The organism is Cohaesibacter sp. ES.047, from assembly GCF_900215505.1.
Lineage (GTDB): Bacteria > Pseudomonadota > Alphaproteobacteria > Rhizobiales > Cohaesibacteraceae > Cohaesibacter.
Genome location: NZ_LT907844.1, coordinates 4,274,763 through 4,289,091, shown reverse-complemented (window position 1 = coordinate 4,289,091; position 14,329 = coordinate 4,274,763). Strand labels below are relative to the sequence as shown.

At 56.5% G+C, this 14,329-nt stretch carries 11 protein-coding genes; 8 read left to right on the top strand and 3 right to left on the bottom strand.

The annotated features are described in order from the left end of the window. The first annotated feature begins 166 nt into the window (after positions 1 to 166). Together serS and surE are read left to right on the top strand one after the other, a co-directional pair. The gene (gene serS / locus CPH65_RS19650; protein WP_096175421.1) at positions 167 to 1,450 is read left to right on the top strand and encodes a serine--tRNA ligase; all 1,284 of its coding nucleotides are present in this window, start codon (positions 167 to 169) and stop codon (positions 1,448 to 1,450) included. A 106-nt stretch (positions 1,451 to 1,556) separates the two neighbouring features. Beyond that, a complete protein-coding gene (surE, locus tag CPH65_RS19645) occupies positions 1,557 to 2,309 on the top strand; it encodes a 5'/3'-nucleotidase SurE (RefSeq protein WP_096175420.1) in 753 nt (250 codons plus the stop codon). Between the two features lie 876 nt (positions 2,310 to 3,185). Here surE and CPH65_RS24850 read toward each other — a convergent pair. Continuing rightward, the gene (locus CPH65_RS24850) at positions 3,186 to 3,317 is read right to left on the bottom strand and encodes a hypothetical protein (protein ID WP_256385197.1); all 132 of its coding nucleotides are present in this window, start codon (positions 3,315 to 3,317) and stop codon (positions 3,186 to 3,188) included. A 91-nt stretch (positions 3,318 to 3,408) separates the two neighbouring features. Here CPH65_RS24850 and CPH65_RS24160 point away from each other — a divergent pair, with 91 nt between their 5' ends. After that, positions 3,409 to 4,587, top strand: a complete 1,179-nt coding sequence (locus tag CPH65_RS24160) for a LysM peptidoglycan-binding domain-containing M23 family metallopeptidase (RefSeq protein ID WP_172891551.1) — start codon at positions 3,409 to 3,411, stop codon at positions 4,585 to 4,587. A gap of 95 nt (positions 4,588 to 4,682) precedes the next feature. On the opposite strand, the gene CPH65_RS19635 is transcribed toward CPH65_RS24160, so the two are convergent. Then, complete coding sequence (locus CPH65_RS19635; RefSeq protein ID WP_096175418.1) at positions 4,683 to 5,201, bottom strand: CinA family protein; 519 nt, start codon at positions 5,199 to 5,201, stop codon at positions 4,683 to 4,685. A gap of 88 nt (positions 5,202 to 5,289) precedes the next feature. After that, positions 5,290 to 6,537, bottom strand: a complete 1,248-nt coding sequence (locus tag CPH65_RS19630; RefSeq protein ID WP_244574461.1) for a bifunctional 2-C-methyl-D-erythritol 4-phosphate cytidylyltransferase/2-C-methyl-D-erythritol 2,4-cyclodiphosphate synthase — start codon at positions 6,535 to 6,537, stop codon at positions 5,290 to 5,292. 287 nt (positions 6,538 to 6,824) lie between these two features. Between CPH65_RS19630 and dusB the strand changes: the two genes are divergently transcribed. The 5 genes from dusB to CPH65_RS19605 all read left to right on the top strand — a co-directional run bounded on the left by dusB (position 6,825) and on the right by CPH65_RS19605 (position 14,316). Further along, positions 6,825 to 7,862: a tRNA dihydrouridine synthase DusB gene (gene dusB / locus CPH65_RS19625; protein ID WP_096175417.1), complete on the top strand. Its 1,038-nt coding sequence runs from the start codon at positions 6,825 to 6,827 to the stop codon at positions 7,860 to 7,862. After that, on the top strand, positions 7,859 to 8,965 hold the full coding sequence (locus tag CPH65_RS19620; RefSeq protein ID WP_096175416.1) for a nitrogen regulation protein NR(II): 1,107 nt from the start codon (positions 7,859 to 7,861) through the stop codon (positions 8,963 to 8,965). The genes dusB and CPH65_RS19620 overlap by 4 nt, the downstream gene beginning before the upstream one ends. 14 nt (positions 8,966 to 8,979) lie before the next feature. Further along, a complete protein-coding gene (gene ntrC / locus CPH65_RS19615) occupies positions 8,980 to 10,413 on the top strand; it encodes a nitrogen regulation protein NR(I) (protein WP_096175415.1) in 1,434 nt (477 codons plus the stop codon). Between the two features lie 169 nt (positions 10,414 to 10,582). Continuing rightward, entirely contained in the window at positions 10,583 to 12,943 is a 2,361-nt protein-coding gene (locus CPH65_RS19610; protein WP_157747818.1) for a PAS domain-containing sensor histidine kinase, read from the top strand. Between the two features lie 2 nt (positions 12,944 to 12,945). Further along, a complete protein-coding gene (locus CPH65_RS19605) occupies positions 12,946 to 14,316 on the top strand; it encodes a sigma-54 dependent transcriptional regulator (protein WP_096175413.1) in 1,371 nt (456 codons plus the stop codon). Positions 14,317 to 14,329 lie beyond the last annotated feature (13 nt).

Genomic DNA, 14,329 nt, shown 5'->3' with positions numbered 1-14,329 from the left:
CTTCGTTCCGGGGTGATTGTGGTGGCTTAATCAACAGAGTTTGTGGGTTAGTCCCCCGTTTGGGAGCATGCTGCTGCTCTGGGCTTGCGTCCGGGCGCGCGCTCTCCTATTTTTCCGCCCGTCTAACAACCCTTCCCACCGACCAGTGTAGATTCGGATCATCGTTATGTTTGATATCAAATGGATTCGCGACAATGCGGACAGCTTCGATAAGGCTCAGATTGCTCGTGGAGCCGAGGCATCCTCATCTCGCCTGATCGCACTTGACGATGAACGCGTTACGCAGGTGCAGATCCTTCAGGATGCTCAGCAGCGCCGCAATGCTGCCTCCAAGGAGATTGGCAAGGCCAAGGGGCAGGGCGATGAGGACAAGGCACAGGCTTTGATGGCGGAGGTCAGTGACCTCAAGAGCGTCATCCAGAATGGCGAAGCCAAGACCCGCGAATTGCAGGACACGATCGCAGATATTCTAAGCAAGCTGCCCAATATTGCACTTGATGACGTGCCTGAAGGTGCGGACGAAGAGGACAATGTGGTTCACCATCTCTGGGGTGACAAGCCAGAGATGGCCTTTGAGCCCAAGGAGCATTACGAGCTGGGTGAAGCGCTCGGCCAGATGGACTTTGAAAGCGCGGCAAAGCTCTCCGGCTCGCGCTTTGTTGTGCTCAAGGGCCAGCTGGCCCGCCTTGAGCGTGCAATCGGTCAGTTCATGATCGATTTGCACACGAACGAGCATGGCTATGAGGAAGTATCCGTGCCAACGCTCGTTCGGTCCGAAGCTATGTTTGGAACCGGCCAGCTACCGAAATTTGCCGAAGATGCTTTTCACACGGACGATGACCGTTGGCTGATACCGACCTCGGAGGTGCCGCTGACCAACCTTGTGCGCGACTCCATTGTTGATGGCGATCAGCTGCCAATGCGCGTCACGGCGCTGTCGCAGTGTTTCCGTTCCGAGGCAGGATCCGCCGGGCGCGATACGCGCGGCATGCTGCGCCAGCATCAGTTCTCAAAGGTCGAGATGGTCTCCATCACCGATGAGGACAGCTCGGTTGCCGAGCAGGAACGCATGTTGTCTTGCGCTGAAGCGGTGTTGCAGAAACTTGGTGTGTCTTACCGCGTGATGACGCTTTGTACCGGCGATATGGGCTTTGGAGCCCGCCGCACATTCGATATCGAAGCATGGCTGCCGGGGCAGAACGCCTATCGGGAAATCTCGTCTGTTTCCACCTGTGGTGACTTTCAGGCTCGCCGCATGAATGCCCGCTATCGCCCCACCGGCGAAAAGGCTGTGAAATTCGTGCACACGCTGAATGGCTCTGGCGTTGCGGTTGGACGCTGCCTGATTGCCGTGGTGGAGAATTATCAGACCGAGGATGGGTCCATCGTGATCCCCGAGGTTCTGCGACCCTACATGGGTGGACTTGAAAAGATTTCGGCCAAGAGCTGAGATTCGCTTCGGGTCGATCTGAACGCCAAACGTTCTGTTGGCTTTTTTGTCGCTACGGGGGACTTTTGCCCGCGCAGCTCTTGACCGAGATTTGAAGAGGGAAAAGATGCGTATTCTGCTGACCAATGATGATGGTATCAACGCGCCGGGCCTGAAGGTTCTGGAAGAAATCGCGCATTCCCTCTCCGATGATGTCTGGGTGGTTGCGCCCGAAACAGAACAGTCTGGCATGTCGCATTCTCTGACACTGCATGATCCTTTGCGGATGCGCCAGATTGACGAGAAGCGCTTTGCGGTCAAGGGAACGCCCACGGATTGCGTGATCATGGGGGCAGGGCATGCGCTGCCGGAGAAACCGGATCTCGTGCTCTCCGGCGTGAACCGTGGTCAGAACATGGCCGAGGATGTGACCTACTCGGGCACGGTGGCCGGGGCCATGGAAGGGGCGTTGCTCGGTGTACGCTCCATCGCGCTCAGTCAAGCTTATGGCTGGGAGTCCAAGGACGGCATCAGCTGGGATTGCGCGCGCGAGCATGGAGCCCGCGTCGTCAAGGATCTGCTGAAGCATGTGCTGCCGTTCCAGACCCTGCTCAATGTCAACTTTCCTGATTGTGATCCTGCGGACGTCAAGGATGTGGTGCTCACCCGTCAGGGACGCCGGGATCAGGCACAGTTGAGCGTGGAAGCCCGCGAAGATACACGAGGCCAGTCCTATTTCTGGCTCGGGTTCGAGGGGCGCCGGTTTGAGCCGCAGGAGGGTACAGACCTTTATGCGATCTACCACAAGCAGATCTCGGTCACGCCGTTGCATCTGGATATGACAGATCGTGAAACCTTGAAGAAACTCTCCGCTCTATAGGCCGTCCAAGGCTGCTTACCGACCAAAGTCGTGCAACAAATCAGAGTGATTGCGGCTCATCACAATGTGGTGGGCCGTTTTCGTGTGTGTCCTATTGGAACAGGGCATCTCATTGAGAGGTTGTTCGGTCAATTTATGCCGATCCGGGTGAGGGCGCTCCTTGGTTCGTCAGCCCTCGCTCATCATCTCATGCTGCTCTACTGGTCTTTGTCGCGCGGTGGGTTGGGGACGTTGCGCGCTCTCTATCCAAGCCAATTTGCAATCTTTTTGGCAATCCTTGCGCGGAATCCAACCCGTTTTAAAGGTTTAGAAAGGTTACTGAGTTCTAATCAAACTGAGTAACGGGGTGTAGTGCGTTTAATCCGGTGTTGGTATGAACTATTCAGTATTGCGTAAGTTTCTGTCCACGACGTCTTTGCTTGCAGTCGCAGCTGTGCTTGGCGCGTGCAGTGGCGAGATAGAGCGATTTGGCACTCCCGGGTCGGGATATACTGCGAATCAAAAAGACGTTTTTACGAATTCGACTGCCAGGGCTCCTGTGCAGCAATCGGCGGCTCAGCCGATGCCGAACACGTGGTCTCAGCAGGCGTCTTATTCTGCGCCTCAGCCGACCTACAACAAGCCTCAGACAGTTTATGTCAATCCACAGCCCGTCAGTTCCCAATCGGTCAGTTATCAGCCGGTCAATGTGCAACGGCAGCAGGTCGCGTCAGCACAGCAGTCTGTGTCTAATTTTCCGACCCATTCTGTGAATACCCAAAGGACACCGGTTCCTGTGTCCTCGCAGCCCATGCCGCCTTTGGCATCAAATGCGCCGCAAGGGATCGATTATACGGCAACCAGCTCGATCAAGCAGTCCTCACGAACGCCGGTCTATCAGCCGAACACGAATTCGCGGTTTGAAGCGCTACCGAAAGCAGCTCCCAAGTCGAAGCGGATCGACAACACGCAGACAGCATCCGTAACGCCGCCTGCGCCGATCCCCACGACGGCTTCGGTTCCGGTCAATCAGCCGACCCGGACACAGGTTGCATCCGTCGCTCCATCGTCCGGGCAATCTCCGCGCACGAGCGGTCAGTGGACGAGCGCCGGTGGAACCATGGTGAGTGTGCTGCCGGGTGAAAATATCAAGCTTTTGTCCCAGCGCTATGGCGTTCCCGAAAAGGCGATTGCCGAGGTAAACAATCTGCCGAGCAATGGCGCGCTTGTCTCCGGACAACGCATTCTGATTCCAGTCTATCAGCAGCAGCGACACGAGACCTATCCGGCACGGCAACAGGTTGCCTCCCTAAATAGTCAGGGCTATGTGGCTAATCAGGGTTATGTGCCGCCGATCTCGAAAATGCCCGAAGCTAATCCATTGCGCCTTCAAAGCCAGACGCCGTACGCCCAGCAGGTGACGCGCATGCAGCAAAGCGCGAATGCCGAACGTCGTCACATGGTCATGCCGGGTGATACTTTGAGCGGGATTGCCAGTCGTTATAACGTGTCTATCGCGGCGCTTGCGAATGCCAATGGCCTGACAACAAAATCACATGTGCGGATGGGGCGGCGGCTTCATATTCCGGAGGCGCGGCAGTCCAGTCCGGTCGATTATACGTCAACCGCTTCGGTCAACCGGCAGCCAACCTACAGCAGGGTTCCGGTCAGCAGTCCTGATGCGATGCCATCAGTGCGGCTGAATAAAGTGCCGCGCTCGAAGCCACGCCAATTGGTGCAGCAGGCATCTCAGCAGATTCAGCAAACGCACGCCCGTCCTTTGGCAGCTTTGCCTAAGGCGAAAAGCCGCCATCAGGTTGCGAGTATCCGGCAGACGGTTGGGCTTCCCGGTCCCGATTCCAGCAGTGCGAATAGTGTGAACCACACGGGTTCCGTCAAGAAGCAAAACGCGTCGCAAACGCCGAAATTCCGCTGGCCGGTTCGGGGGCGGATCATTTCAAGCTATGGTCGCAAGCGGGATGGCAGCCGCAATGACGGGATCAATCTTGCGGTGCCTGGAGGAACCTCGGTACGCGTTGCGGAGAGCGGTACGGTCATTTATGCCGGTGATAAGCTCAAGGGATATGGCAATCTTGTGCTCGTGCAGCATTCAAACGGCTGGGTAACGGCCTATGCGCACAATGAAAAAGTGATGGTGTCCAAAGGGCAGCAGGTGCGGCGCGGACAGATCATCGCGCAGGCCGGCAAGAGCGGCAATGTGGAAGCCCCGCAAGTGCATTTCGAACTCAGAATCAAGGGCGATCCAGTGGATCCGGTGCCGTATCTGGTCAGCAGTTGATGTCTTGAAGACATGCGATACCACAAAAAAAGGGCTGCCTGTGCAGCCCTTTTTTTATGCCCTCACGGGCTTTTTTTGATGATTGTTTGCGCTGGTTATTCAATCGCTACGTAAGGTTTCTGCGTCATTGCTTCGATCAGCATGATCAGAGCGTGCTCAACCGTTGCCGCCCTGACGTCTTCGCGCTCCATGGTGGCGAAGATCTTGTGATTGTGGGCCTGGGGATAGTGGCGCGACGATACGGCAAAATGGACAAGCCCGACCGGCTTTTCCTTTGTGCCGCCTGCGGGACCGGCGATACCGGTCACGGCCACTGCAAAGTCGGCGCGCGAATGAAGGATCGCGCCCTCTGCCATGGCGCGGGCAACCTCTTCGCTCACGGCACCGCAATCCTCGATCATTTCGCTGGGCACGTCCAACATCTCTATCTTGGCTTCATTGGAATAGGTGACGAAGCCTCGATCAAAGAATTGCGAAGAGCCGGGGACTTCGGTGAGGGTGGCTGAAATCAGGCCGGCGGTGCAGGATTCGGCTGCCGCGATCGTGTATCCCTTCTTTTTGGCGATATCGAGCAACTCGTTCGACAGTTCGATTGCATCGGAGGGAACATACATGGCGAATCCTTGCCGCTTGTTTGATCATAGGGCCGCGTGAGTTGCGCATTCGTCCGGCTGCACGCAACAGGTCTATACCAGTGATACTCTAGTCTTGCGGTTCGGGCAATCGGACACAGACGCTTGCCAAGGCCGCAATTCCTTCTTTGCGGCCCGTGAAGCCCAACCGCTCGCTCGTTGTCGCCTTGACGCTGATACGCTCAAGGTCAAGATCGCAAATCTGAGCAATGCGGGCGCGGATGGCAGGGCGATGCGGTCCGATCTTGGGTGCTTCGCAAATGATCGTCAGGTCGATGTTGGAGACCTTTCCGTTTCGATCCGCAACGCGCCGCATTGCGTCCTTGAGGAAAAGATCCGAGGATGCGCCCTTCCATTTGGGGTCGGAGGGCGGGAAATGGGTCCCGATATCGCCATCTGCTATGGCGCCCAGCAACGCATCGGTGATGGCATGCAGGCCGACATCGGCATCCGAATGCCCCTTGAGCTTTTGGTCATGGGGGATGGATATACCACCGATGATCACGCCGTCGCCCGGCTCGAAGGCGTGAACATCGTATCCCGTGCCCATTCTTGCGTCGGTCAGAGGTTGGGTGGCGGGCTTGATGCCGCTAAGGGCCTGTTCTGCCATGTCTAGATCTTCCCGGTTTGTCAGTTTGGTGTTGCTGGGGCTGCCTTCTACAATGCGAACGGGCTGACCCGCCCATTCGGCCACGGCTGCGTCATCGGTGAATGCGGCGGTGACGGATTGGGCGGCGCGCCTATGGGCTTCAAGGATAAAGTCGAAATGAAAGCCTTGTGGTGTTTGGGCTGCCCAGAGTGTCGAGCGGTCGATTGTTGCCTCGATCACGCCGTCTTGCGATACGCGCTTGATAGTATCGGTGACCGGGGTGGCGACGAGGCAGGCCTTGTGCTGTTGCAGGGCACTGCGGCAGCGTCTCAGAATTTGTCTGGTGACAAAGGGGCGGGCGGCATCGTGGATAAGAACGTTGTCCAGCTTGTGATCGGCAAGACCATCAAGGCCGTTCAGGACGGATGATTGTCGCGTGTCCCCGCCTATGACTGGCGGCAGGAGTTTGGCTTTCAGAAGGCTTTCCGGATAATCGGACAGCAGCGGCTCGATGGCACAATCATAAAGCGACCTGTCCCCCTCGGCGATGACCACTTTGACGAAATCGATATCCTCTGATTCCAGGAAGGGTATCAGCGTGTGGCAAAGGACCGGTTTTCCGGCAATTCGGACATATTGTTTGGCAACAGTGTCGCTGCTTCGCTTGGCGCGGTTGCCAACTCCGGCAGCCACGATGATTGCGGCGCATGTCATGATGTTCGTTGCCATCCTTGTGCGTTTGTGCTTTTGCTTTAAGGGCGGATCCATTTGCGTTTGGCAGATCATTCTGGATTACCACCATGCTCATTGCTTTAGCAGGGGGCGGTCTGTTTGGGAATTGACCAATTGAAAATTCCTGTTTTTTGCCAAAGCAATCTGAGCCGCTTTTGCCCATGTGAGATCGCATGCGTGCACAAAGGGTGTTAATGACCAAATTGTAGACACTAAATTCCCTTGCACATTTATTAGGCATCTCTATACTGTTTTTGAAGAATGCCTTGAAAGATGACCTCCTTATGAAGTCCAGCTCCCTACATAAGGCCGCCTCCAGCCTTGCTATCGGACCCGTCGTCGTTCCAAACGGCGTCTTTCTTGCACCCATGTCCGGTATCACGGATGTGCCGTTTCGGACCCTTGCGCGTCGATTCGGAGCCGGGCTTGTGGTTTCCGAAATGGTTGCCAGCAAAGCCTTTGCTGTTGGCAAGGAAGAAATGCGCCTTCGGGCAGAAGGGCAGGGGCTTGAGGTCCATGCTGTTCAATTGGCCGGTAACAGAGCGGACTGGATGGGCGAGGCAGCACGCCTGAGTGAAGGCGCCGGGGCCTCGATCATTGATATCAATATGGGGTGTCCGGCCAAGAAGGTCATTTCAGGTTATTCGGGGTCGGCGTTGATGCGGGATCTGGATCAGGCGCTGAGATTGATCGATGCGGTTGTCGGCGCGGTGTCGGTGCCTGTCACCGTTAAGATGCGACTGGGTTGGGACGATGCATCCCACAATGCGGCGGAGTTGTCGCGCAGAGCTGAAGAGAGCGGTGTTGCGCTGGTCACCATCCATGGACGCACCCGCAACCAGTTCTATAAGGGAACGGCTGACTGGACTGCGATCCACGCCGTAAAAGAGGCCGTGTCCATTCCGGTCATTGCCAATGGCGATGTAATGAGTGAAGCGGACAGCATGGAAATTCTCGGCCAGTCGGGTGCCGATGGGCTGATGGTGGGGCGCGGTGCCTACGGGCGCCCCTGGCTGCCGGGTCATGTGGCGCACTATCTGGCGACCGGGGAAAAGCTTGACGAGCCCGAAGGAGAGACTTTGCTCCCTCTCGTGCTCGAGCATTATGACCGAATGATTGACTATTATCCGGACGTGGTGGGCGTGCGTTGCGCCCGCAAACATCTGGGGTGGTATATGGATTATCAAATTGAACGGACCGGCTATTATTCCTCCGAACTGGCCGATCTGAAAAAGACAATTTTGACCGCAAATGAACCGGAACGCGTTCGCGCGGGGCTGCGCGACTTTTTCGATTTGGCTGCGGCGAGGCAGGTAGCATGAATGACAAGCCAAGACGCAGCAATCCCAAGGACGTTCCCTATCAACTGATGCTCAGTGCCTTACCGCACCCGATCGTCATGATTGATCGGGACGGCTATGTGGTTGCGGCCAACGATATGGCGGAGTTTTTCTTTCAGACAAGCGCGGCGGTTCTTGCCAAGCAAAAGCTGACAACGCTTCTTCCCTTTGGTAGCCCCGTTCTGGCTCTGGTGGATCAGGCCAGAGAGCGACTTGCGCCGGTGAATGAATATCGGGTCGATATTTCCAATCCGCGCATCGGAATAGACAAGGTGGTGGATGTCTATGCCGCACCGGTACAGGATCGCACGGGCGCTGTTACCCTGATGCTGCAGGAGCGCACGATTGCAGACAAGATGGATCGGCAGTTGACCCATCGGGATTCGGCTCGCTCCGTTACGGGCCTTGCCTCCATGCTCGGCCACGAAGTCAAGAACCCGCTTTCGGGCATTCGCGGTGCTGCCCAGCTGCTCGAGAGCTCGGTGTCCGACGATGACCGCGCATTGACGAGGCTGATCACTGACGAGACAGACCGGATCGTCCGATTGATCGACCGTATGGAGGTCTTTTCCGACCAACGCCCCGTTGAGCGAGAGGCCGTCAATATTCATGTGGTGCTTGATCGGGTCAAGAAGCTGGCACAGGCTGAATTCGGCGACCGCATCCACTTCGGGGAACAATATGATCCGTCCCTGCCTTTCGTGCATGCCAATCAGGATCAACTGGTTCAGGTTTTCCTTAATCTGGTCAAGAACGCTGCAGAAGCCGTGTTGGAAGTACCCGGACCTGAGATTGTTCTGAGCACTGCATTTCGTCCCGGCATCCGCATTCAGGTGCCAGGATCGACCGAGAAAACATCCCTGCCGCTTGAAATTTGCGTCAAGGACAACGGGCCGGGCATTCCCAAGGAAATCGAAGATTGTCTGTTCGACCCCTTTGTCACCTCCAAGACGAACGGATCCGGTCTGGGACTGGCTCTGGTTGCCAAGCTGATTGGCGATCATGGAGGTGTGATTGAGTATGACGGAACTGGCCGTCAAACCATTTTCCGCGTCATGCTGCCACCCAGCGACATGGAACTATAATAGGAGATTGTACCATGACCAAAGGGACAATCCTGCTGGCTGATGATGATACTGCCATCCGCACCGTGCTCAATCAGGCGCTGTCCCGCGCCGGATATACGGTTCGGTTGACATCCAACGCGACGACCTTGTGGAGCTGGATCTCACAAGGGGAAGGCGATCTTGTGATCACCGATGTCGTGATGCCGGATGAGAATATTTTTGATGTTCTGCCAAGGATCAAGAAAACCAGACCCAATTTGCCAGTCATTGTGATGAGTGCGCAAAACACGTTCATGACGGCGATCAAGGCGTCCGAGCGCGGTGCTTATGAATATCTGCCCAAGCCGTTCGACCTCAAGGAACTGATCAACATTGCCGGACGAGCGCTGTCCGAGCCACGCCCGAGCCTTAAGACGACCGAAGACGACGGCATGGATATTCCGTTGATTGGTCGCTCTGCTGCGATGCAGGACATCTACCGGATGCTGGCGCGCCTGATGCAAAATGATCTCACGGTTATGGTCACCGGCGAGAGCGGAACGGGCAAGGAGCTGGTTGCCCGGGCCTTGCATGATTATGGCAAACGCCGCAAGGGACCATTTGTGGCCATCAACATGGCGGCGATCCCCAAGGACCTTATTGAGTCGGAGTTGTTTGGCCACGAGAAAGGCTCTTTCACCGGGGCGCTTGGTCGCTCGGCGGGCAAGTTCGAAATGGCTGAAGGGGGGACTTTGTTCCTCGATGAGATCGGCGATATGCCGATGGAAGCGCAGACCCGTCTGCTTCGCGTCCTGCAGCAGGGAGAATATACCACTGTCGGCGGACGCACGCCGATCAAGACGAATGTGCGCATTATCGCCGCAACCAACAAGGATCTTCAGTCCCTCATTCATCAGGGCCTGTTCCGAGAGGATTTGTTTTTCCGGCTCAACGTGGTTCCGATGCGTTTGCCGCCTTTGCGCGAGCGGTCCGAGGATATCAAGGATCTGATGCGGCACTTCTTCGCTGTCGGCGAACGCGAGGGCTTGCCGGTCAAGACCATCCAGCCAGATGCGCTTGATGTCATGCTGCGCTATCGCTGGCCGGGCAACGTCCGCGAGCTTGAGAATCTGGTGCGTCGTCTTGCTGCGCTTTACCCACAAGAAACAATCACGGCAGCGCAGATCGAAAATGAGCTCAATCAGATCAGTCTGACCACGGATGTTCAGCCAGAGCAGAAGGTCCAGAATCTGGCTGCTGCTATGGAATCCTATCTGGAGCAATTGTTCAAGGAATTCGGCGACAGCTTGCCGCCCCCCGGTCTCTATCACAGACTGCTGCGTGAAATCGAATATCCCCTGATTTGCACGTCGCTTGCCGCGACCAAGGGCAACCAGATCAAGACCGCGGAGTTGTTGGGACTCAACCGCAATACCCTGCGTAAGAAGATAAAGGATCTGGATATTCAGGTGGTGCGGGGTGCCTGACCGGCAGACTTTGGCGATTTTTCCCGGTTTGATGTGGCTAATTTAACACAACAAACTGTGGGGCATGGACAGTCATTGCGATAGCTGTCACATTTAAGCAACATTTCAGTTCAATAGAGGGGCCTGCTTCAATCGTTTGATCAGGCCCTTTGCAGAGGATGTGTTGCGCGTGAATGATCGTTCCGAAAAGGATTTAGAGCCCGGCCAAAGTGACCGGAGCGGCAGACGTACGGGTTTGCTCGCTGAAGGATTGTCGATGGTGGGCGAGATGCCGGACATGCAGCGCAAGGTGCGGCTGGTTGGTCTTGCTGTCGTCATTCTGGCGGTTGTCTCCGGCGTTACCACATTTGTGGTTCTGCTCGGTCTTACCTCAATCGAACCGACCGATGATGTCATTCGCATCGCAATGATCGTCAACGGCATCATTCTGGTCGGCTTGGCGTTTCTGATTTCTTGGGAAGCGAGTTCCATCATTCTGGCCCGCCACAAAGGCAAGGCCGGCGCGCGCCTGCATATTCGGGTCATGGGGTTGTTCGCCCTTGTTGCGACCGTGCCGACTGTGCTGGTGGCCATTTTCGCGTCTATCACCCTTGATCGCGGTCTTGATCGCTGGTTTTCATCGCGCACCATGGCGATCATCAACAGCTCGCAGACGGTCGCAACCGCTTACACCAAGGAACATGCCCGCGTTCTGCGCAACGAACTGCTCGGGATGGGACGGGCGTTGAACGACTCCGAGCCCTATTTTTTGTTGGCCGAAGACCGGTTCCGGGCCATCTTCGCCCGTCAGGCGCGCATTCGCGGCATTCCTGCGGCATTCATCGTCAGCGGAGATGGCAAGGAGATGATGGCGAGTCCGAGCCGACTTGATCAGCCCTTGCCCAGAATGCCGACCCCCGAATTGCTCGAACGAGCCCGTAGCGAGCCAGAGTTGATCGCGCTTGGGGATTCCAACCTTGTCGCCGGAATCTTGCGTCTTGACGAATTCAGCGATGCCTATCTTTTCGTGGTGCGGGTCATCGATCCGGTCGTGTCGAACTTCCTGCGCATGACATCGGAGAATGCGCAGGAATATCAGGCCTTTTTTGACAGCCGATCAAACATTCTGGCAGCCTTCGCCATGCTGTATATCGGTGCGGGGCTGATCGTGCTTCTCTCGACGACCTGGTTTGCCATCGGCTTTGCCAATACGCTGGTTGCTCCGATCCGGCGTCTGATCAGCGCAGCGGAGCGGGTCCGTCACGGTGATCTGTTTGTGCGGCTGCCCAACGAGATCGGATCATCGGATTTTTCGAGCCTCAACCAGACCTTCAACACCATGACAACCGAGCTGCGCTCTCAGCGGGATGAACTCATCCTTGCTCGCGACACCATGGACGCCCGGCGGCGCTTCACCGAGGCGATGCTGGAGGGTGTCAGCGCCGGTGTTCTGGGCATTGACGAGTTGGGGCAGATCACTCTCGCAAATCCCTCGGTTCAGAAGCTCCTGAACATGCGCGAGCGCGAGTTGCTGGGCAAGAAACTGACATCGGTGCTGCCCGAGATTGCGGATCTTTTCGAAAATGCGATCTATGCCGACGGGTCCCAGCATCTGGAAGAACAGATTTCTGTTGTCCGGAGCGGTTTGGAACTGGCGTTGCGGGCGCGTATCACCTCTGAAAGTGGAGATGATGACCTGCATTCCCATGTGGTTACGCTTGATGATGTCACCGATCTGGTTTCGGCCCAGCGTTCGGCCGCGTGGGCGGATGTTGCGCGGCGGATTGCTCATGAGATCAAGAATCCGCTCACTCCCATCCAGTTGTCAGCGGAACGGTTGCGCCGTCGGTATGGCAAAAAGGTCGCCGATGATGACCGCAAGGTGTTTGACCAGTGCGTCAACACGATCGTCCGTCAGGTCGGTGACATCGGACGCATGGTCGATGAGTTTTCCTCGTTTGCCCGCATGCCCAAACCGGTGTTTGAGCCGGGAGACCTGTCGGAAGTCGTCAAGCAATCCGTGTTTCTGATTGAAGTCGCCAATCACGACATCACGTTCGAAACGGATCTGCCGGAAGAAATGCCCGGATCCTTTGATCACCGTCTTCTGTCTCAGGCGATGTCCAATATCGTGAAAAATGCAACCGAAGCGATCAGTGGCCGCGATGGTGGAGAGGACCGAGACGAAGAAGCAGGAAAAGTTCTCGTCGTTGCCACGGTCGAGGACGACACCTATTGCGTCCGGGTGATTGACAATGGCATCGGGTTTCCCGTCAACAATCGTCAGCGCTTGCTGGAGCCTTACATGACGACGAGAGAAAAGGGCACGGGTCTAGGACTCGCCATCGTGCGCAAGATTTTGAATGAGCATGGCGGTTCGATCCAGTTGCGGGATGCCGCGGAAGTTTCCGATTTTGAGCATGGGGCCTGCATCGAGATGCGGCTTCTCAAGGATGCTGTAGCGTCTATGGATGGTGCCGATGGCACCGCAGAAGGACACCATAATTCAGGGCTGTCGCTGGATAATCTGCGACAGGCAGGAGGAGAGTGAACATGTCAGCGGATATTCTTGTAGTTGATGATGAAGTCGATATTCGCGAACTCGTCGCCGGTCTTCTAGAGGATGAGGGCTATGATACGCGCATGGCGTCCCATAGCGATGAAGCGCTCGAGCTGATCGAACAACGACGGCCGTCCCTGATTTTTCTGGATATATGGCTTCAGGGATCCCGCCTTGACGGGCTTGCGTTGCTCGCAGTGATCAAGCAGAAGCATCCGGAATTGCCGGTGGTGATGATCTCGGGCCATGGTGGCGTCGAAACGGCGGTGGCGGCCATCAAGCGCGGGGCCTATGACTTCATTGAAAAACCTTTCAAGGCCGACCGGCTTATTCTCGTCGCGGAGCGGGCGCTCGAGGCCTCAACGCTTAAGCGGCAGGTGAAGGATCTGCAATCGCGCAGCGGTGAGACCAACCGGCTGATCGGCTCCTCCAGCGCCATGAACAATCTGCGCCAACTGGTCCAGAGGATCTCTCAAACCAACAGTCGCGTGCTGATATCCGGCCCTTCTGGTTGTGGCAAAGAGCTGGTCGCGCGCTGCATCCATCTGGAGTCCCATCGTTCGTCTTCGCCTTTTGTGTCCTTTTCGGCCATCCAGTTCACCGAGACGGATCTGGAAATCGGACTGTTCGGCACCGAGGCCGATGGCACCACACCCCGCAAGATCGGGGCGCTGGAAGAAGCTCACGGAGGGACGCTCTATCTGGAAGAAATTTCCGATCTGCCGATGGAAACGCAGAGCAAACTGACCCGTGTGCTGACCAGCAACAAGTTCGTGCGTGTCGGCGGGCAGAAACCTGTGCAAGTGGATGTTCGTTTCATTTCATCCACCTCGCGCAATATGGATAGCCTGGTCGAGGTTGGCGGGTTCCGGGAAGACCTTTTCCACCGCCTCAATGTCGTGCCCCTCGCTGTTCCGCCGCTTGCTGACCGGCGTGAGGATATCCCTGAGCTGGTGCTGCATTTCATGGAGCTTCTGTCTAGTACCGCCGGGCTTCCATCCCGCAAAATCGGTGAAGACGCGATGGCCATATTGCAGGCGCATAACTGGCCGGGAAACATTCGCCAGCTGAAAAACAATATCGAGCGCCTCCTGATCCTGACCAAAGGGGATGAAGACGCGATCATCACGGCAGATCTTTTGCCCAGCGAAGTTGGGGAAACCGCCCCAAGTGTTCCGGGCAGTGGGGAAGCCAGCGAGCAGATCATGTCTTTGCCTCTCAAGAAAGCGCGTGAGGTGTTTGAGCGGGAGTATCTGAAGGCTCAGATTGCCCGGTTTGGTGGTAATGTGTCACGCACCGCAGAATTCGTCGGAATGGAGCGGTCCGCACTGCACCGCAAGCTCAAAAGCCTTGGCGTTGTTTGATCGCATGTCGGCC

Coding starts and splice junctions, on each gene's coding strand:
- CPH65_RS19630 (WP_244574461.1), bottom strand. CDS start 6,537: ATGGCAACGAACATCATGACATGCGCCGCAATCATCGTGGCTGCCGGA.
- surE (WP_096175420.1), top strand. CDS start 1,557: ATGCGTATTCTGCTGACCAATGATGATGGTATCAACGCGCCGGGCCTG.
- ntrC (WP_096175415.1), top strand. CDS start 8,980: ATGACCAAAGGGACAATCCTGCTGGCTGATGATGATACTGCCATCCGC.
- CPH65_RS24160 (WP_172891551.1), top strand. CDS start 3,409: ATGGTGAGTGTGCTGCCGGGTGAAAATATCAAGCTTTTGTCCCAGCGC.
- CPH65_RS19635 (WP_096175418.1), bottom strand. CDS start 5,201: ATGTATGTTCCCTCCGATGCAATCGAACTGTCGAACGAGTTGCTCGAT.
- serS (WP_096175421.1), top strand. CDS start 167: ATGTTTGATATCAAATGGATTCGCGACAATGCGGACAGCTTCGATAAG.
- CPH65_RS19605 (WP_096175413.1), top strand. CDS start 12,946: ATGTCAGCGGATATTCTTGTAGTTGATGATGAAGTCGATATTCGCGAA.
- dusB (WP_096175417.1), top strand. CDS start 6,825: ATGAAGTCCAGCTCCCTACATAAGGCCGCCTCCAGCCTTGCTATCGGA.
- CPH65_RS19620 (WP_096175416.1), top strand. CDS start 7,859: ATGAATGACAAGCCAAGACGCAGCAATCCCAAGGACGTTCCCTATCAA.